Source organism: Ilumatobacter sp. (genome assembly GCF_039969435.1).
Lineage (GTDB): Bacteria > Actinomycetota > Acidimicrobiia > Acidimicrobiales > Ilumatobacteraceae > Ilumatobacter_A.
In genome coordinates, this window is record NZ_JBDVNU010000006.1 from 143,747 (window position 1) to 162,524 (window position 18,778).

The window sequence follows — 18,778 nt, forward strand, 5'->3', positions numbered from 1 at the left end:
GCCAGACGGGGACATGTCCCCATCGCAATGTTGGCGCCTGGTTACCGCCTGACGCGTATATTTCCTGCATGACCGAGCCGACGCAGCCCGACAGGCCATCGCCCGCAGTGCCCCCCCGATTCGACGAACGTTCGACAGGCCAGCACCACACGGGCGACGACGCCAGGACACCGGGCACCGCGGAGTCAACCGATCGCTCACCCGACCCCACGCCGGAGCGGGCATCGCGGCCGCCCGACCCCCAGACCGTCGAGCGGCCTGCAGCGAACACACCTCCGGCCGACGCGACGGTGGCCTTCCGGCCCGGCGGTCCGGTCGGTTCGCCCCCGGGTTCGCGGGTCGGGCCGTTTCCCTCCACCGCTCAGAACCCTCCACCGGGTCCGTACTCTCCCGGCCAGTCGCCCGCCCAGTATCCGCCGAACCAGTATCCGCCGACACAGGCGCCCGGCGTCGCGGGTGGTCCTCCTCCGGGGGCCTACGCGCCCGGAGGACCGGGTGGCGGCGGCCAACCCCCGGCCGGAGGGCCGCCGTACGGTGGTGCACCCGGCAACGCCGGTGAACCCAGGAAGAAGAAGAGCGGGCTGCTCGTCGGCGGGTTGATCGCGCTCGTCGTCGCCCTCGTGGGAGCCCTCGGTTTCGTGGCCCTGCAGGGTGGCGGCGACGAGGACACCGACCCGGTGACGACCGACGACGACCGTGACCGCGACGAGGACACGGTCCCCGAGGAGGACACCGTCCCCGACGTGACCGTGGAGAGCACCGTCCCGGTCACGACGGCGCCGCCCGAGACGACCACGACCGCTCCGGTGGTCGCCGACGGTTCCGTCGACGGCCTCTTCGTGAGCGTCGAGGCGTTCCCCGAGGTGATCGCCGAAGCCGACCTCGACGCCACGATCCAGCGGATCGGGCTCAACGAGGGCAACAACCCCGTGGCGTCGGCGGATCCGGTGCTCAACCTCTGCGCGGCGATCCCGGTGGACATGCCGGTGTCGGCGACCGTGTCCTGGTCGGTCGACAACGTCACGCTCTCCGAGGGAACGGAGCGGGTGTTCGCCACCCCTGCTGACGGGAACTGCATCAACAACAGCGGCCAGCCGTTGGCGCCGGGTGCGTACGAGGTGTCGTTCACCGACGCCGCCGGTGCGATGTCGGGCGTCGCCCTCTTCTCCGTCGGGGTCGAGACCGTCGACCAGTCGTTCGTGAACGACACCGGCGCCGACCTGTGTTCGGTCGAACTCGCTCCGACCACTGCCGGCTTCTTCCAGCCCTTCGAGGTCGACGGCGGTGGTCCCCTCGTCGACGGCGAGTCGATCCTGATCCAGCTCGCCGACGTCGAACACGAGGTCCGCAGCGTCGGCTGTGACGACGTGGCGTCGGAGAGCTTCTTCGTGACGCCCGGTCCCGATCCGATCAGCCTCGAGTCGGGCGCGGGCATCCCGCCGACCACCACTGCTCCGCCACCGCCGCCGCAGATCACCGACGGTGAACTCGGTGACGTCGACGGCGAGATCGGCTCACTCGACATCGCCGTGCCGAACGGCTCACCCGACGAGCAGGTGGTGATCGACCTGCTCCTCGACCCGGAGACATCGCTGCGAATCGCCACCCAGGATCCGTCGCTCGCGCTGTGCGCCGCATGGGACATCGCCGGACCGCTCGAGGGTGAGATGGTGTGGGAGTTCAACCGTGCGGTGATCGCACGCTTCCCGGTCTCGACTCCGGGTGGTCGTGTGGGCCGCTGCATCCCACCGGGTGGCCCGGTGTTCGACGAGGGTGCGTATCAGGTGTACCTGCAGCGCGGAGAGTTCCTGTCCGAGGTCGAGACCTTCACCGTCAACCGGGCGCAGACGCAGCTGGCGTTCCGCAACGACACGGGCGTCGCCGTGTGTCGCGTCGGGTTCAGTCCGAACCTCACGAACTGGTACACGTTCTACGACTTCGCCGATTCGACGGACTTCGAGGAGTCGGTCGCTCCCGGCGAGTCGTTCACGATCGTGGCACCGTTCATCGAGAACGACATCCGTGCGTTCGACTGCGACGGCAACCAGGTGTCCGAGGCGACCGAGATCCCACCGACCGACCAGACGTTGAATCTCAGTAACGGAATGCCCTGAGTGCGATGACCGATCCGTTCTTCCACGACGACGACGGCCGCCGCCCGGCGCCGCCGCGGACGGGCGAGATCACGAACGGCCCGGTCTACGACCCCGACGGAACACTGGATCGGGGACGCCCTGGTCCGCCACCCGACCCTGCGTCGACCGCGCCCCGACCCGGTCCACCCGGCCCGTTCGTCCCGGGAGGCGTCACGCCGGCGTCGACCGAGCTCGGTTCGATCCATGCGACGCCGGGAGGCCCGGGCGACGGTTCCGGCACCGGCGCCGGCCACCGACGGTCCGGAGGTTGGCTCGTCGCGTCGCTCGTCGCCGTGGTGCTCGCGCTCGGGGGTGCGATCGGTTTCGTGTTGACGCAGGGAGACGACGGAGCCGACGAACCGCGGGTCGCAGCCGGTTCCACCGGTCGGTCCGCGACGACCGACGCGACGAACGACGCGCCGGACCCGACGACCGTCGACACGGTCGACGTGACCGCCCCGCCCGAAACGATCTCGGCCGTCGTGGTCGAACCCACCACGACCCTGCGTCCTGCGCCCGGGTCGGTCGGCTCCGAGGACGTCGTGATCGCAGCGGAGGCCGAACTGCTCGACGACACGCAACAGGTCGCCCGCATCGAGGAGTTGCTCGCCTCCACCGACACCCCACCCATCTCCACGGCCGACGAGGTCAACACGCTGTGCGCCGGGGTGGTCGTCCTCGAGCCCGTCGAGGCGTCGGCGGTCTGGTACCTCGACGGCGTCGAGTTCGCGAACTCGGGTCCCATGCGGCTCGACACCGCATCGGCCGGTCACTGCCTCGTGGGCGCAGGTGCGCCGTTGGCGCCCGGCACCTACGAGGTCGAGTTCGTCGACGTGCGCGACAACACCTCGTCGAAGGAAGCATTCACGGTGGGCGCAGCGACCGTCGACCAGGTGGTCGTCAACGACACCGGCGGCCCGATCTGCGAGTTCGACGTCGCACCTGCGCCGGCTCTGTCGTTCTCCGTGTTCGAGTTCAACCCGCCGCTCGCGGACGGCGAGGAGATCGTCATCGGCGTGGCCGACGTCGAACTCGCAGCGCAGTCGGTCGACTGCGACGGCAACGTCCTCCAGGAGTTCACCTTCACGCCCACGGCCGACAACGTCGGGATGGCCGCGGGCGCGGTGACGTCGTCGATCCCTGCGACCACACCCGATGAACTCGTCGAATCCTTCGGTCGCCTCGAGTCCTTCGATCGCCCACTCCCACCCAGCCCCGAGCAGGTCGCGGCCATCACGGACATCGCGCTCAACAGCGACGTGGGGCGCATCGCCACGCTCGATCGATCCCTGACCATGTGTGCCGGTTTCGTCGTCCCGGGCCGGTTCGAGGGCGACATGGTGTGGGAGTTCAACGAGGCGGTCATCGCCGTTCTGCCCGTCGTCTCCGACGATCAGGGCGTGGTCGGTACCTGCATCACACCCGGAGGTGAGGCGTTCGACGTCGGTTCCTACCAGGCGTACCTCGACACCCCCGAAGCGTCGTCTCGGGTCCAGAGCTTCACCGTCGGCCGGGCCGAGACCGTTCTGACCTTCGTCAACGACACCGACGCGGAACTCTGCGAGGTCGGATTCAGCCCGCTGCTCACCCGCTTCTACTCGCCGTACTTCTTCCTGGACGAGAACGGCGTCGACGATCCGCTGCTCCCGACCGAGACCTTCACCATCCCGGCTCCGCTCGCCGAGGTCGACATCGAGGTTCGCGACTGCGACGGCAACCAGGTCGCCGAAGCACGGGCGGTCGCACCGACCGACCAGGTGGTCTCGCTGCTCACGGGCCTCCCGGCCTGACCCGGTCGTCTCCCGGAATCGGCTCGGCGATGCCGAGACACGGTCCGATCCTCGCGCCTGAGGATCGCCGTGCGGGGGTGATCTACCATCCGACACATGGCCGAGAACGAGCACACATCGGGAATCGAAGCACTCGCGAACGAGCAGCGACGGTTCGTCCCGTCCGACGCCTTCAAGGAAACGACGCTCGTCGCGGGCACCGACCTGTACGACGAGGCGGCGCAGGACGACGAATCGTTCTGGGCGCGCCAGGCGAGCGAACTGGTCCACTGGGACACCGAATGGCACACGACGCTTGACTGGCAGTTGCCGGACGCGAAGTGGTTCGAGGGCGGCACGCTCAACGTGTCGTACAACTGCCTCGACCGCCACGTCCTCGCCGGCAAGGGCGACAAGGTGGCCTTCCACTGGGAGGGTGAACCGGGCGACCGCCGCACCATCACGTACCAGGACCTGCTCGACGAGGTGTCGCAGTTCGCGAACGTGTTGAAGGGTCTGGGCGTCGCGCAGGGTGACCGCGTGATGATCTACATGCCGATGATCCCCGAGGCCGCCGTGGCCATGCTCGCATGTGCCCGCATCGGCGCTCCGCACAGTGTCGTGTTCGGTGGGTTCTCCAGCCAGTCGCTCGCCGACCGCATCGACGACGCCGAGGCCAAGGTGGTCGTCACGGCCGACGGCGGGTACCGCCGAGGCGAGGTCTTCGCCCTCAAGCCCGCCGTGGACGAGGCGTGCGACAAGACGACGTCGATCGAGCACGTCGTGGTCGTCAAGCGCGGCGGCAACGACGTCACCATGGCCGAGGGACGCGATCACTGGTACCACGACCTGATGGACGGTACGTCCACCGACTGCCCCGCCGAACCCATGGACGCGGAGCACCTGCTCTTCCTGCTCTACACCTCGGGCACCACCGGCAAGCCCAAGGGCATCATGCACACCACGGGCGGCTATCTCACCCACGTCACCTACACGCACAAGTACGTGTTCGACCTGCAGCCCGAGACCGACGTGTACTGGTGCACCGCCGACGTCGGGTGGATCACCGGCCACAGCTACATCGTCTACGGGCCGCTCTCCAATGGCTGCACCCAGGTGATGTACGAAGGGGTGCCGAACCACCCGGACAACGACCGGCTGTGGGAGATCGTCGAGCAGTACGGCGTCACGATCTTCTACACGGCGCCCACGGCGATCCGCACCTTCATGAAGTGGGGGGCGCAGGAGCCCGCGAAGCACGACCTGTCGTCGCTGCGTCTGCTCGGCACGGTCGGCGAGCCGATCAATCCCGAGGCGTGGATGTGGTACCACGAGGTGATCGGCCGGGGGGTCTGCCCGATCGTCGACACCTGGTGGCAGACCGAAACGGGCGGCATCATGATCAGCCCGCTCCCCGGTGCCACCACCACGAAGCCGGGCTCGGCCACGTTCCCCCTCCCGGGAATCTCGGCGGAACTGGTCGACGACGATGCGAACGTCGTACCGGTCGGGGGCGGGTACCTCACGCTGACGAGGCCCTGGCCCGGGATGCTCCGCGGGATCTGGGGCGACCCGGAGCGGTTCCGGGAGACCTACTGGTCGCGTTTCCCCGACCGGTACTTCGCCGGTGACGGCGCGAAGCTCGACGACGAGGGCTACCTGTGGCTGCTGGGTCGCGTCGACGACGTGATGAACGTGTCGGGCCACCGCATCTCCACGACCGAGGTCGAGTCCGCACTGGTGTCGCACCCCGCGGTCGCCGAGGCGGCGGTCGTCGGAGCCGCCGACGACACGACCGGCCAGGCCGTGTTCGCGTACGTCATCCTGCGTGGAGGAGAGGACACCGACGAAGCCGCACTGCGCGCACACGTCGCCTCCGAGATCGGTGCGATCGCACGACCCAAGCGCGTGTTCATCACTCCCGATCTCCCCAAGACCCGGTCGGGCAAGATCATGCGTCGTCTGCTGCGTGACGTGGCCGAAGGACGCAACATCGGCGACACCACGACGCTCGCCGACTCCTCGATCGTCGCCGAACTCCAGGCGAAGGCAGCCGAGGGCGCAGCGGACTGATCGATGTCGGGAACTCTTCGTGCACGACCGACGACCTCATGGTCGTGGAGTGCAGCACCGTAGAGCGGATGGCGATGACGTCGACGTCGCGCGGGGCGGGGGCGCGGGCGTGACCGTCACCGAGTCGATCCAACTGGTCTGTGCGGTTCTGGCGCTGGCGACGGCGGTTGCCGCCGTGGCCCTCGCCGTGATCTCCGTCGTGCTCCGATCGCATCGAGGCGTCCGTCGAGCGATCGCACGTGTCGCCCGCCATCGGACCCTCATCGTCCTCGCGATCGCCGGTTCGGCGATGGTGGGCAGCCTCTACTTCTCCGAGGTCGCCCACTACGTGCCGTGCACCCTGTGCTGGTATCAGCGGATCGCGATGTACCCGATCGCGATCGTCGCGCTCACCGCCTTGGCACGACGCGAGGATCCCGTCGCGTACGTGGCCGTCCTCGCCGCCATCGGTGCACCGATCTCCGCGTACCACTGGCTGGTCGAGCGGATCCCCGACCTGGAGAGCGGAGCGTGTTCGATGACCGTTCCCTGCAACCTGGTGTGGTTCGAGAAGTTCGGGTTCGTGACGCTTCCGTTCATGGCGTTCGTCGCGTTCACCTCGATCCTCGTCGTCTGCGCCACCCTGCGACGCCGAGGCGACACCGACATCGACACGGGCGTCGATCGCGGCGCCTCGATGTCGGCGTGAGCACGGCGTCGTCGCTCACGGACACATCGAGGTCGCGTTCGCGTACCTGGACCTGACGGGTTCGGGAGCCGAGACCGCAGCCCACCTGCGCAACTCCGGTCGGATCACCCTGATGTCCGGCGCGTTCGCGAACCCCGGGCGACCGGTCAGTCGTCGCGTCCGCCGACGACCCAGATGTGGTTGTCGTAGTAGTCGGCGAGGTTGGCTTCGATCGCTTCGACCTCGACGTCGAGGCCGGCGTGTTCGCGGAGGATCGCCGCGCCCGACGGACGGTGTGCGGCGTCGGGCCAGGTGTCGGCGTCCCACAGGTTGCTGCGCCGAAGCGCCGCCCCGCACTGGACGTAGCACTCGGCGACGGCCACCACGACCGCGGCCTTCGGGGTCCGGTCGCCGATCGCGCACGCCGCGAGGACCTGCGGATCCCGAACGAGCGCTGCGGTGCCACGGAGGCGCAGGGTCTCGAGCACGCCGGGGATCATGAACATCAGGCCGACCTCCGGTCGTTCGACGATGTTGACGAACGAATCGAGTCGGTTGTTGCCGGTGAGATCCCCCCACGCGATCCGGTGCTCGTCGAGCACGCGGACGAAACCGGGAGGCCCGCCACGCGGTGAGGAGTCGGCGCGTCCCTCGGCCGAGGTGGCCAACGCCATGAACGGCGAACGGGCGATGAACTCCGCGGCGCCGTCGTCGACGTGGTCGATCACCTTGTCGAGCACCACCTGCCCCGGTCTCCGGTAGACGGTGCGCAACTGCGTGTGATCGGTGATCTGGTACTCGGTGTCCATGGTCGTCATCCTCTCATTCGCGGGGATTGGTGGTCGATGCCCATCGACCGTCCGTTCTGGACGTGGAGTGGTGGCGGCCGATCGGCAGCATCAGCGGCTTATTCGACGTGGGGTCGACGATCACCCGACTCTCGAGGCCGAACACCGCGCGGATCGTCTCGGCCGTCAGGACGTCGGCGGGGTCGCCGGCCGCGTGGAGTCGGCCGTCGCTCAGTGCGATCAGGTGGTCGGCGTAGCGCGCCGCCATGTTGAGGTCGTGCAGCACCATGACCACCGTGGTCCCACGGACGTGATTCAGGTCGGTGAGCAGGTCGAGCACCTCGATCTGATGGCTGACGTCGAGGAAGGTCGTCGGCTCGTCGAGGAGCAGCAGGTCGGTCTGCTGTGCGAGCGCCATGGCGATCCACACTCGTTGTCGCTGTCCTCCGGACAACTCGTCGACCGGCCGTTCGGCGAGATCGACGGTCTCGGTCGCCTGGAGCGCCGCGGCGACGGCGGTGTCGTCGTCCAGGCTCCATCGGCAGAAGATCGACTGGTGCGGGTGTCGACCACGACCCACCAGATCGGCGACCGTGATGCCTTCCGGCGCGATCGGTGACTGCGGCAGCAGGCCGAGGGTCCGCGCCAGTTCCTTGGCCGGCATCCGATGGACCTGTTTGCCGTCGAGCAGCACCTGGCCGGTCCGAGGTGCGAGCAACCGGGACATCGAGCGCAGGAGCGTGGACTTGCCGCATGCGTTCGGGCCGACGATCGCCGTCATCTGCCCGGGAGGGACGACGAGGTCGAGCGAGTCGATGACCTGGCGGTCCCCGTAGCCGAGGCGCAGGTCGACCACCTCCAGCGAGTGGGTGTTCGATCCGGGAGTGGTCACAGCGAGCCTCCTGCGCGGTTGGTGCGGACGATGAGGTAGACGAGATACGGCGCGCCGAGCACGCCCGTGACGACCCCGACCGGGTAGCGGGTGTCGAATGCGAACTGGGCGAGGAGGTCGGCGACGAGAACGAGGAGCGCACCGACGAGAGCCGACGGCACGAGCAGCGACCCGCTCGTGCCGACCACCCGCGCCGCGATCGGGCCGGCCAGGAAGGCGACGAAGGCGATCGGACCACACGCCGCGGTGGCGAACGAGATCAGTCCCACTGCCGCGACGATGGTGATGATCCTCGTGCGTTCCACACGCACCCCGAGCGCGCCCGCCGCGTCGTCGCCCAGTTGCGTCATCGTCAGGTTGCGGGACTGCACCAACAATGTGGGAACGAACAGCACCATCGCCGCGAGCACGGGCAACGTGGCGGTCCACGATGCGCCGTTGAGACTGCCGGCGAGCCATCGGGTGGCCTGTTGGAGGTCCCACTCGGCCGCCCTCGACAACACGTAGGACGTGACGCTGTTCAGCATCGCCGAGATGCCGATGCCGATCAGGATCAGGCGGGTTCCGCCGACCCCGTCCTTGAACGAGAGGACGTAGACGAGCAGTGCGACCGCGAGCCCGGCCGCGATCGCGACGATCGAGACCTGGGTCGCACCGAGCGACAACATCACGATCGCGAACGCGGCGGCGGCCCCCGAGCCCGACGTGATGCCGATCACGTCGGGGCTGGCCAACGGATTGCGCAGCATCGTCTGGAACGTCACGCCACCGAAACCGAAGCACGCTCCGGCGGCGATCCCCAGCACGGCGCGAGGGAGACGGAGGCGCCCCACCGTGAACGACGCTCCCTGCACCTCGTCGCCGAGGACGACGCGGAGTACCTCCGACGGTGAGTAGATCGTGTTGCCGACCATCAGGGTGACGGCGAACACCGAGACGATGCCGATCGCCAGGACCGTGGTCACCACGCGTCGCCGCAGCTTCCGCCTGACGCGGGCGCGGGCGACGGACTCCGCGACGGTGGCGACGTCGTCGGCGTTCGCCCGCTGCATCGGTCGCGCGGCGGCGATGTCGATCACGCTCACAGCTCGCGCACCTTCTGACGCCGCACGATGTGGATGAAGACGGGGGCGCCGAGGAACGCGGTGAGGATCCCGACGTCGATCTCCTCGGGTCGGGCGACGATCCGGCCCACCACATCGGCGGTCGTGAGGAGCGCTGCACCGATCACGGCGGACAGGGGGAGGATCCAGCGGTAGTCGGCGCCGAAGAGCATCCGACACGCATGCGGCACCACGAGCCCGACGAACACGATCGGGCCGGCGATCGCCGTCGACGCGCCGCACAGGACGACGGCGCCGAACGCTGCGACCGCCCGCGTCAGTGCGACGTTCTGGCCGAGTCCGGCGGCGAGGTCATCACCGAGGGCGAGCGAGTTCAGCCCGCGCGCCGACAGCAGGCAGACCAGGAATCCGACCCCGAGGACGGGGGCGAGGAAGCCGAGTTTGTCGTAGGTCGCGCCACCGACTCCGCCGATCTGCCACGACGTGACCCCGCCCGCGATGTCGTTGCGGCCGAGCACGACGGCACTGACCAGTGACGCGAACGTCGCCGAGGTCGCGGCACCGGCGAGTGCCAGCTTGAGCGGAGTCGCGCCGCCGCGGCCGAGTGACCCCACGGCGTACACGAACACCGCGGCGGCAGCGGAGCCACCGATGGCGACCCAGATGAAGCTGGTCGGCGACGTGAGCTGGAAGTACGCGATGCCGATCACCACGGCCAGGGATGCGCCGGTGTTGACCCCGAGGATTCCGGGATCGGCCAGAGGGTTGCGGGTGACGCCCTGCATCACCGCGCCGGCCACGGCGAGTGCGGCCCCGACGAGCACCGCGAGCAGGGTGCGCGGGATCCGCTTCGTCACGGCCGCCTCGCCGAGGGTGTCCTGTGCGCCGCCGAGTGCATTCCAGATGTCGGGCCAGCTCACGGACCTGGAGCCGATGGCCACCGACGCGACCATGGCGAGGATCACCGCGCCGATCGCGACGTGCAGCCAGACGACTCTCACCCGAAGCGGTCGCCGTTGCACCTCCACCTCGACCTCGCCCCGGACCTCGAGTGCCGTCCCGGACCCGTGTTCGAGGAGTGCGACCGACGCCCCGGGCCGCTGCGACCCGGGGGTCGCAGCGACGCGAGGTCCGCCCGTGCTCATCCGACCTTGTCGGCGGCGGCAGCGAGCATCTCGACGTAGTCGTCGAGCACGTAGGACAGCGACAGCGGAGTCGGGTTCGCCGCGGTGGCCAAGGGGGTGCTTCCGTTGAAGAACACCACGGAGCCACGCTGGAGTGCGGGGATCTTCGACGCGAGCGGGTCGGCCTGGAGCGTGGTGATCAGTTCGCCGTCCTCGTCGCCGTAGCCGACGATGAGGTCGACCTCGTCGAAAACCTGGATCTGTTCGGTGCTCTGCGACATCGAGAACTGGTCGGTGTTCGCCGTCGCTTCCTGGACGACATCGGCGATCTCCAAGCCGAGGTCCTCGAAGAACTGCACCCTCGTGTCGTTGCCGGTGTAGAAGCCGACCTCACTCAGGTCGGTCGGGTCGAGGTGTCCGGCGAACATCGTCTGCATGCCCTGGATCTGCGGGTACTCGGCGACGGCATCCGCGATCTGCTGCTCGAGGTCGGCGACGAGTTGGTCTCCTTCTTCGGCCATCCCCATGGCGGCACTGTTCAGTTCGATCATCTCCCGCCACGGCGTGGACCAGGCGGCCTGCGGGTAGGCGACGACGGGAGCGATCTCGCTCAGGGTGTCGAAGTCCTCCTGGGTCAGGCCCGAGTACGCAGCGAGGATCACGTCGGGCTCGGTGTCGGCAACGGCTTCGAAGTCGATCCCGTCGGTCTCGTCGAACAGGACCGGTGTCTCGGCGCCGAGTTCCTCGAGGCGCTCGGTCACCCAGGGCAGGAGACCGTCCCCGTCGTCGTCTCCGAAGTTGGCGGCAGCCATGCCGACCGGGACGACACCGAGTGCGAGTGGCACCTCGTGGTTCGCCCAGTTGACCGTTGCCACGCGCTCGGGCCGTTCGTCGAGCGTGGCGGAGCCGAGTGCCGTCTCGATCGTGATCGGCGTCCACGAGCTGTCCGCACCCAAGGGTTCATCGGACGCTGCCGCTCCCGCCTCGGAGGAAGTCGCCGACGCGATGGTCGTGGCGGATTCGACGGAGTCGGACGAGGAGTCGTCCGATCCGCATGCAGCGAGGAGGACGACTGCGGACACGGCCGTCAGCTTTCTGAATGGAGACATGGTCGAGAGGTCCTTCTGATTCTGATGTCGGGGGGGTTGGGCGGGCCGGACTCGGTGAGCGGCCCTCATCATTGATGGTAGGCAAACCTAACATCGCCGATTGGAGAGTTCAACTCGGCGGTGCGTCGACGGTGGCGGAGTGCGGATCCGGAGGCGTCGCGGAGGTGGGCACGAGGTTCGCGGAGGATCGTTCAAGTCGCCGTCGAGGTGTGCCGAAGATCCCCGTATGGCTCTGCTCGAAGGTGACGAACGCTCGCAGATGCCGAGCATGTCGTGGAGTTCGGTCGTGCGCGATCGACCCTCGGACGTGGCCGATCGTGAGTCGGTCACCGCCACGCAGGAGGCCGGTGCGACCGAGGCCGACGTGCACACCGCACCGCCGGCACCGATCGCTGCTGCGTCCCCCGTCGTGGCGGTCGCGTTCAGCACGCCGCCCCTGACCGCGACCCCGCCTCCCGTCGGACCGACGCCGCTCGTGCCACCCCCCGGGCCGTCGACGGACATGCCCGCCGCCCCACCGTTGCCCGAGGTGCGCCCGGTCGTCGGGGCGCTGAGCGTCCCGGACTTCGACGACCTCCTCGATCACACCTCCCAGCCGATCGCGACGTCGACCGCGCCGACCATCCCGATCGTCGCCCGGGTGCCGGGCGCCACCCTGACCGGCGGTCTCACAGAGGCCCTTCCCGTCACTCCGACGGGTCCGCCTGCCGCCGAACCGCTCCCCGAGATCGTGGAAGCGACACCCTCCTCGTCCGTCACGTCACAGATCGCGGTGATCGGCGCGCCACCGACGACGTCGTCGACGACGATCCAGCCCGTGGTCGACCACGCGTCGACACCGGCCCCGACCATCCCGGACCCTGTGGCCGTCTCCGCGACGCCCGTCGGTGCACCGGTCGAGGTGGCCGCCACTGCGTCGGCTCCGGTCGCCGACGACGGACAGCTCTTCCAACCGGCCCCGTCGCTCATCCCCTCCACCCAACCGAACCAGGCGCTCAGCCTCCCGCCGGTCGTCGCTCCGCGCCCGCCCGCCGGCGAGCTCTTCCAGCCGACCCCCGTCGTGCGTCCCCAACGCAAGGACCGATCGGGGAGCATCGCCCGGATCGGATTCTTCTTCCTGATCGTGGCGACGCTCGGGTCAGCCGCGGTGATCTTCGGTCGGCCGTTCCTCTTCCCGGCCGACTGGGAGGCAGCGGCCCTCGAGTTCGCCGAGCCGATCGAGGCGGCTCGCGGCGTCGAGTTCGTCGAACCCGTCGTGCTCACGGCACAGCCGACGCCGATCCACCGTGCGATGGTCGCCTCGCAGGTCCTCGGCGACACCGCGTCGAATCTCGCGATGTGGCGAGCGCTCGGGCTCGCCGGACCCGACTCGACCGACGATGCGACCCTCCAGTCGTTGATCTCCGACGTGTCTCCCGTGCTGTACTCGGCGACCGACGGTCAGGTCTACTACGACGAGTCGTTCACACGATCCGACCGGTCGGCGTTGATCACCCGCGCCATGGTCACCGCGGCGTTGGACCAGGAGTACGCCTTCTCGACCGACGAACTCGTGCGGACGCTCGACGACGCTGCACTCACCGAGGCCCATGTTCGCCAACAGTCCGCGCGGATCGAGCAGACGGTCTCGAACGGTGCGCCGTTGCCCGCGTCGGACCTCGCGACGCTCGCCTTCCTCCCCGTCGTGCTCGACTATCGCCTGACCGCTCCGGTCGTGTTCGAGCAACTGCTCCCGCCGTACGACGACGTCGCTGCCAATCCGCTGGCCGGAACCGCCACGTCGGGTCCGGGGCCACTCACCGTTGCTCCGATCTCCGCGATCGCGAGCACGTCGGCCGTCACGGGTGACACGCCGGTCGGGCCTGCGGTCGTCACCGACCGGTCGTTCTGGTACCTCGCCTTCGCCAGCCACGTCGATGCGCCGACGGCCTACCGCATGTCGGTCCAGTTGCGCGGCGCCGGGCTGCAGATGGTCGACGGCGCGAACGGACGCTGCGCCGTCGCCACGTTCGCCACGGCGGATGCAGCCACCGATGCGATCCTCCAAGCCGATCTCGGCGGGTGGGTCGCCACCGCAGCACCCGAACTCGGCGCCACGGTCACGGCCCTCGCCGACGGAGGTGTGCAGTTGCGCTCGTGCGACCCGGCCGGCTCCTACGTGTCGAACATCGGCTTCGGTGCGGCACGAGAGTTGATCGCCTGGCGCTCGGTCGAACTCGCCGTGACCAATCTCGTCGTCGCGGCGGGTGGCACCGATGCCGACGTGGCCGCAGCGGTGGAACAGGTCGGGGCGAGCCCCAGTGCGGCCGCCGTTGCGCAGCTTCCTGCCGGCACGAGCCCGACCGACCTCGCCGCAGCGGCCCGGTCCGCGGCGAACGACGTGTTCGCCTCGGTCCCCGCGCCGGGCTGACCCTCCGGTCAGGCGTTCGGAGCGAGTGCTTCGAGAGCCCGACGGTCGAGCGTCGTGGGGCCGTCGACGGACAGCGGCTGGATGCACACGTGGTCGGCTCCGGCGTCGTAGTGCGCCTGGATCCCGGCGCGAACGCGGTCCTCGTCACCCCACACGACGACCGCGTCGATGAACCGGTCGTCACGATGTTGGATCTCGTCCTCGGTGAACCCGAGACGGAGCCAGTTGTTCCGGTAGTTCGGGAGGTCGGCGTAGATCGCGACGGCGGTCTTCGCAGCGGTCCGTGCGGCGTCGGCGTCGGTGGACAGACAGACCTTCTGCTCGACGCACAGCAACGCGTCGGGACCCATGATCTCGCGCGCCGAGGCGGTGTGTTCCGGGGTGGTCCAGTACGGGTGTGCGCCGTCGGATGCCGTGCCCGCGAGTTCGAGCATCTTGGGTCCGAGGGCGGCGAGCACGATCGGCACGTCCGGGATCTCGGGACCGCGGAACGGCTGGGACTCCATCGCGGCGAGGTACTCGCGCATCTGGGTGAGCGGCTTGGAGTAGTCGAGGCCGCGCAGGCCTGCGACCATCGGCCCGTGGCTCACGCCGAGGCCGAGCATGAACCGTCCGCCGGTCTGTTCGGCGAGGGTGTTCGTCACCTGCTTCATCGGTCCGGGGTGACGATGGAAGATGTTCGCGATGCCCGTCGCGTAGTTGAGCGTGTCGGTCTGCGACGCGAGCCACGCGATGTGTGCGAAGGGGTCGCGGCCGACGGTGTCGGGGAGCCAGAACGTCGAGTAGCCGAGCGACTCGATGAAGCCGGCCGTGTCGGCGGCTTCTCCGGCACTCATCGCGTCGGTGAAGTACCACACGCCGGGGGTCGAGAGATCGTCGCGAACAGCCATGGAGGCACAGTACGACCCGAGGGGAGCGGAGTCTCAACCGGCCGGGTCAGCGGGTGAGCCAGTCGCCGCTGACGATCGGGACCAGATCGAGTCCCTCGCCGTACTCGTACACGTAGGCCGTCGTCCCGCGTGCCGTGGTCACGACGGTCCGGCGGTACCGGCCGCCGACCGTGTCCTCCTCCACGTCGAGGACCCGCAGACACTGCTCGAGTGTCGCGTCGAGCAGTGCATAGGTCCGTCCGACGATCGTGCCGCCCGGCTCGGCGCGGTCGTCGAGCAAGGCAGCGGGGTAGTCCAGACCGGTGTCGAACAGTCGCCCGACGATCGTGTCGTCCCAGCCCTCGTCGACCACGAACCGCTCCAGGAACGGCCATCGCACCTCACCGGGGCGCAGCGTCCCGTAGACGAAGACATGATTCACCCGCTCGTTCACCGCCTGAGTCTGGCGTGCGATCGGGATGAACGGCACGCTCCTGCGCGCCGGCGCGACCGTCGTGAGCCCGGGACCGCGTACTGCGTCGCCGATGCCGACATGCAGGGGTCAGCAGACGGATCAGGCGTCGGCGTCGGTCTCCAGCAGGGCGGCCTCCGCTTCGAGTTCGCGCTGCAGTGTCGGCGACGCGAGCCCGATCACGTCGCCTGCCTCGGGCAGCGGATCATTGCGACAGATGAACGCCATCTGGTCGTCATCGATCCGGATCAGAGGCAGGAACGTCCCGTCCTCCAAGGCGTGCGCCACCAGTGGCCGCGCCGCCGTTCCCACGACCTTCCAACCCTGACGGGTCCGTTCGTCGAGTGTCGTGTACGTGAGCCCGTCGATCCCGATGATCCGGCCGAGGTATTCGTCGGGCACGGCGCTGTGACCCGCCCGGCGCTTGCCGGGAGCGAGTTGGAACACCTCGCGCCGTCCGAACACGCGGGCGAACCGCCCGGTCGACAGCGCGTTGACCTCGTCGTTCGAGGTGATGGCCAACAGTCGCCCGATTCCGCGGAGGTCGAGACTCTCGGTGGCCTCCTCGGCGAGAGCACTCATCCGCCGGGCCGTGAGACCCTTGGAGATCGCCCGGGTGACGTTGTACGGGTCGGTGTCGATGAGCAGCGTCTTGATCTGTCGCTCCTTGAGTTCGGTGGCGATCTCCCGAGCCGACGCGTGCGACCCGACGATGAGGACGCCGTTGGCCCGTGACTCCGCGAGTCCGAGCAAGCGGGCAGCGGGACCGGCGACGAAGCCGTAGATCACGATCGTGCCGATGATGACGAGGAACACGATCGGCACGATCTTGTCAGCGCCCTCCACGCCTTCCTCTTCGAGACGCAGTGCGAAGATCGCCGACACCGCCGCGGCCACGATGCCGCGGGGCGCCATGGTGGTCAGGAAGACGCGCTCACGCCAGGTGAGTGACGTGCGGACCGTCGACACGAGCACCGTCAGCGGGCGGGCGATGAACACCAACACGGCGATGAACGCGAGCGAGGGGAGTGCGACGTCCTGGAGCGCTTCGGCCTCGATCCGAGCGGCGAGCAGGATGAACAGCACGGAGATGAGCAGAGTGCGCAAGCTCTCGTTGAACTCGAGCACGGAGCGGATCGTGGAACTCTCGCGTCGGGCGAGGTAGATGCCGACCACCGTGACGGCGAGCAGTCCGGACTCCTCCTGGATCTCGTTGCTGGCCACGTAGCTGCCGACGACGAATGCGAAGGTGGCGGGGACCGCGAGTTGGTCCGGGATGAGGAACCGCTTGAGTGCGTTGTCGAGCAGGAACGCGGTGGCGAGCCCGAACCCGACGCCGGCGAGCAGGGTGAGGCCGACGATGCCGGCGATGGTGAGCACTGCCTCGTCGGTCTCGGTGATCAGGACGACCTCGAAGCAGACGAGGGCGGCCGTGGCACCGACCGGATCGATCAGCACGCCCTCCGCACGCAGGATCGGTCCGACCGTTCCGGCCGGTCGTACGAACTGCAGCAGCGGGCCCACGACGGTCGGGCCGGTGACGACGAGGACCGCGGAGAGCACGATCGCCACCTGGTCGGGCAGCCCGAAGATCTCCTTGGCGCTGTACCAGCCGACCACGCCGGTCACGACGGCGCCGATGGTGATCAGCCGCCGAACCGCGGTGCCGGTGTTGCGGAGTTCTCGCGGCGGCAGGTCGAGCCCACCTTCGAACAGGATGAGTGCGACCGAGAGCGAGACGAGCGGGAAGAGGGTGTCGCCGAGCAGTTCGTCGGGCTCGAGGATCCCCGTGACGGGGCCGAGGGCGAGGCCCGCGACGAGCAGGGCGATGATGCCGGGAATCTGCGTGCGCCACGCCACCCACTGGGCGAGCATCCCGGCGCCGACGATCAACGCGAGCGTGGGACCGACGGTCGATTCGCCGGCGGCGAGCAGCGCGTTGGCGGAGACTGGACTCATGAACTCGATTCCGCCATCGGCGGAGAGGGTAGTGGGGGGCTGGATACGGTCACGGCATGACACCGACGAACCCGGCCCGCGTGCAGCGTGTGGCGTTCCCCGGCAGCCAGGGAGGCAAACTCGCCGCTCGCCTCGACCTGCCCGCGGGGCCGCCGATCGCCTTCGCGCTGTTCGCGCACTGTTTCACGTGCGGCAAGGACCTGCGCTCGGCCGGCCGCATCGCTGCGTCCCTCGCTGCGGCCGGGTTCGGAGTGCTGCGTTTCGACTTCACGGGCCTCGGGTCGAGCGAGGGCGAATTCGCCAACACGAACTTCTCGTCCAACACCGAGGACCTCCTGGCAGCCGTCGAGTGGCTGCGCTCCGAGCATGCCGCGCCTCAGTTGCTGGTGGGGCACTCGCTCGGGGGCGCGGCCGTCCTCGCCGTCGCCGGTGACATCGACGAGGTGCGTGCCGTGGCCACGATCGCCGCTCCGTCGAACACCCAGCACCTGACCGCCCTGTTCGACGACGATGCGGACCGGATCGCAGCCGAGGGTGAAGCGTGCGTGTCGCTCGCCGGGCGGCCCTTCACGATCCGCCAACAGTTCCTCGACGACCTCGCGACGCATGCGGTGACCGAACGCGTGGCGGCGATGCGCGCGCCGTTGCTCGTGATGCATTCGCCCATCGACGACACGGTCGGCATCGACAACGCGACCGAGATCTTCACCGCGGCGCGCCACCCGAAGAGTTTCATCTCGCTCGACGGAGCCGATCACCTGCTCACCGGATCGGCCGACGCCGAGTTCGCTGCCGCGGCGATCGCGGCGTTCGCGTCACGGTACGTCCGCGACGAGAGCGGAGCGCTCGACGCACCGACGGCGGGGGCGGGGGTCGTGGTCGCCGAGACGTCCCAGGGTCCATTCCTCAACCACGTCGTGGTCGGCCACCACCGGTTCCTGGCCGACGAGCCGGTGTCGATCGGCGGGTTCGACGCCGGGCCCTCGCCGTACGACTTCCTGTCTGCGGCGCTCGGTGCGTGCACGTCGATGACGCTGCGGATGTACGCCGACCGCAAGAAGCTGCCGCTCGACCGGGTCACCGTCGACGTACGTCACGACAGGATCCATGCCGACGACTGCGTGGCGTGCGTGGACGACGGGTCGACGGCGGGACGCGCCGGCATGATCGACCGGTTCGAGCGCGTGATCACCCTCGACGGACCCGACCTGACCGACGACGATCGGGCGAAACTCCTGGACATCGCCGACAGGTGCCCCGTGCACCGCACCCTCGAGAACGCCCGCGCGATCTCGACCAGACTCGCCTGAACCCGCCTCGCCGGGTTCCCGGGCCCGGTCGATCGCGTCTGAGTCGGGCAGTGGAACGGACCCATGACCGCTCACGCCGGCTTCATCACCCATCGGACCGAAGCCGGGCAGCGGGCCGTGGCCGTGGCCGTGAGTCC

General features: G+C 69.0%; 14 protein-coding genes and 1 pseudogene. 7 read left to right on the forward strand and 8 right to left on the reverse strand.

Going from position 1 to position 18,778, the window contains the following annotated elements:
* The first annotated feature begins 68 nt into the window (after positions 1-68).
* From ABJK40_RS01585 to ABJK40_RS01605, 5 genes and pseudogenes are all read left to right on the forward strand, one after another.
* Entirely contained in the window at positions 69-2,114 is a 2,046-nt protein-coding gene (locus ABJK40_RS01585; RefSeq protein ID WP_348478618.1) for a hypothetical protein, read from the forward strand.
* Between the two features lie 5 nt (positions 2,115-2,119).
* A complete protein-coding gene (locus ABJK40_RS01590) occupies positions 2,120-3,925 on the forward strand; it encodes a hypothetical protein (protein ID WP_348478617.1) in 1,806 nt (601 codons plus the stop codon).
* A gap of 96 nt (positions 3,926-4,021) precedes the next feature.
* Positions 4,022-5,977, forward strand: a complete 1,956-nt coding sequence (gene acs, locus ABJK40_RS01595) for an acetate--CoA ligase (protein WP_348478615.1) — start codon at positions 4,022-4,024, stop codon at positions 5,975-5,977.
* A 49-nt stretch (positions 5,978-6,026) separates the two neighbouring features.
* Positions 6,027-6,665 (forward strand): disulfide bond formation protein B, encoded by a 639-nt coding sequence (locus ABJK40_RS01600; RefSeq protein ID WP_348510127.1) that lies wholly within the window; start codon positions 6,027-6,029, stop codon positions 6,663-6,665.
* Positions 6,666-6,705: 40 nt separating this feature from the next.
* Positions 6,706-6,810, forward strand: a pseudogene (locus ABJK40_RS01605) (pyridoxamine 5'-phosphate oxidase family protein); the annotation flags it as partial.
* Position 6,811: 1 nt separating this feature from the next.
* On the opposite strand, the gene ABJK40_RS01610 reads toward ABJK40_RS01605, so the two are convergent.
* Genes ABJK40_RS01610 through ABJK40_RS01630 form a run of 5 tightly spaced genes read right to left on the reverse strand, consistent with a single transcriptional unit; the run spans position 6,812 to position 11,621 of the window.
* A complete protein-coding gene (locus tag ABJK40_RS01610) occupies positions 6,812-7,453 on the reverse strand; it encodes an MSMEG_1061 family FMN-dependent PPOX-type flavoprotein (protein ID WP_348478613.1) in 642 nt (213 codons plus the stop codon).
* A gap of 13 nt (positions 7,454-7,466) precedes the next feature.
* A complete protein-coding gene (locus ABJK40_RS01615) occupies positions 7,467-8,324 on the reverse strand; it encodes an ABC transporter ATP-binding protein (RefSeq protein WP_348478612.1) in 858 nt (285 codons plus the stop codon).
* Positions 8,321-9,376 (reverse strand): iron chelate uptake ABC transporter family permease subunit, encoded by a 1,056-nt coding sequence (locus tag ABJK40_RS01620; RefSeq protein WP_348478758.1) that lies wholly within the window; start codon positions 9,374-9,376, stop codon positions 8,321-8,323. Before ABJK40_RS01620 ends, ABJK40_RS01615 begins: the two co-directional genes overlap by 4 nt.
* A 29-nt stretch (positions 9,377-9,405) precedes the next feature.
* A complete protein-coding gene (locus tag ABJK40_RS01625; RefSeq protein WP_348478611.1) occupies positions 9,406-10,533 on the reverse strand; it encodes an iron ABC transporter permease in 1,128 nt (375 codons plus the stop codon).
* Positions 10,530-11,621, reverse strand: coding sequence for an iron-siderophore ABC transporter substrate-binding protein (locus ABJK40_RS01630; RefSeq protein WP_348478610.1), 1,092 nt, complete (start codon positions 11,619-11,621; stop codon positions 10,530-10,532). The genes ABJK40_RS01625 and ABJK40_RS01630 overlap by 4 nt, the downstream gene beginning before the upstream one ends.
* A gap of 226 nt (positions 11,622-11,847) precedes the next feature.
* Here ABJK40_RS01630 and ABJK40_RS01635 point away from each other — a divergent pair, with 226 nt between their 5' ends.
* Positions 11,848-14,031, forward strand: coding sequence for a hypothetical protein (locus tag ABJK40_RS01635; protein ID WP_348478609.1), 2,184 nt, complete (start codon positions 11,848-11,850; stop codon positions 14,029-14,031).
* A gap of 8 nt (positions 14,032-14,039) precedes the next feature.
* Here ABJK40_RS01635 and ABJK40_RS01640 read toward each other — a convergent pair whose 3' ends face one another.
* From ABJK40_RS01640 to ABJK40_RS01650, 3 genes are all read right to left on the reverse strand, one after another.
* The gene (locus ABJK40_RS01640) at positions 14,040-14,921 is read right to left on the reverse strand and encodes a TIGR03620 family F420-dependent LLM class oxidoreductase (RefSeq protein WP_348478607.1); all 882 of its coding nucleotides are present in this window, start codon (positions 14,919-14,921) and stop codon (positions 14,040-14,042) included.
* Between the two features lie 46 nt (positions 14,922-14,967).
* Complete coding sequence (locus ABJK40_RS01645) at positions 14,968-15,354, reverse strand: gamma-glutamylcyclotransferase (protein WP_348478606.1); 387 nt, start codon at positions 15,352-15,354, stop codon at positions 14,968-14,970.
* A gap of 120 nt (positions 15,355-15,474) precedes the next feature.
* Entirely contained in the window at positions 15,475-17,331 is a 1,857-nt protein-coding gene (locus ABJK40_RS01650; RefSeq protein WP_348478605.1) for a sodium:proton antiporter, read from the reverse strand.
* Positions 17,332-17,387: 56 nt separating this feature from the next.
* Here ABJK40_RS01650 and ABJK40_RS01655 point away from each other — a divergent pair, with 56 nt between their 5' ends.
* Positions 17,388-18,641 (forward strand): bifunctional alpha/beta hydrolase/OsmC family protein, encoded by a 1,254-nt coding sequence (locus tag ABJK40_RS01655; protein WP_348478604.1) that lies wholly within the window; start codon positions 17,388-17,390, stop codon positions 18,639-18,641.
* Positions 18,642-18,778: the final 137 nt, after the last annotated feature.

Bases quoted from the DNA above. Each gene is read 5' to 3' on its own strand.
- acs (WP_348478615.1), top strand. From the start codon at position 4,022: ATGGCCGAGAACGAGCACACATCGGGAATCGAAGCACTCGCGAACGAG.
- ABJK40_RS01620 (WP_348478758.1), bottom strand. From the start codon at position 9,376: ATGCAGCGGGCGAACGCCGACGACGTCGCCACCGTCGCGGAGTCCGTC.
- ABJK40_RS01635 (WP_348478609.1), top strand. From the start codon at position 11,848: ATGGCTCTGCTCGAAGGTGACGAACGCTCGCAGATGCCGAGCATGTCG.
- ABJK40_RS01650 (WP_348478605.1), bottom strand. From the start codon at position 17,331: ATGAGTCCAGTCTCCGCCAACGCGCTGCTCGCCGCCGGCGAATCGACC.
- ABJK40_RS01610 (WP_348478613.1), bottom strand. From the start codon at position 7,453: ATGGACACCGAGTACCAGATCACCGATCACACGCAGTTGCGCACCGTC.
- ABJK40_RS01640 (WP_348478607.1), bottom strand. From the start codon at position 14,921: ATGGCTGTTCGCGACGATCTCTCGACCCCCGGCGTGTGGTACTTCACC.
- ABJK40_RS01625 (WP_348478611.1), bottom strand. From the start codon at position 10,533: ATGAGCACGGGCGGACCTCGCGTCGCTGCGACCCCCGGGTCGCAGCGG.
- ABJK40_RS01590 (WP_348478617.1), top strand. From the start codon at position 2,120: ATGACCGATCCGTTCTTCCACGACGACGACGGCCGCCGCCCGGCGCCG.
- ABJK40_RS01655 (WP_348478604.1), top strand. From the start codon at position 17,388: ATGACACCGACGAACCCGGCCCGCGTGCAGCGTGTGGCGTTCCCCGGC.
- ABJK40_RS01585 (WP_348478618.1), top strand. From the start codon at position 69: ATGACCGAGCCGACGCAGCCCGACAGGCCATCGCCCGCAGTGCCCCCC.
- ABJK40_RS01630 (WP_348478610.1), bottom strand. From the start codon at position 11,621: ATGTCTCCATTCAGAAAGCTGACGGCCGTGTCCGCAGTCGTCCTCCTC.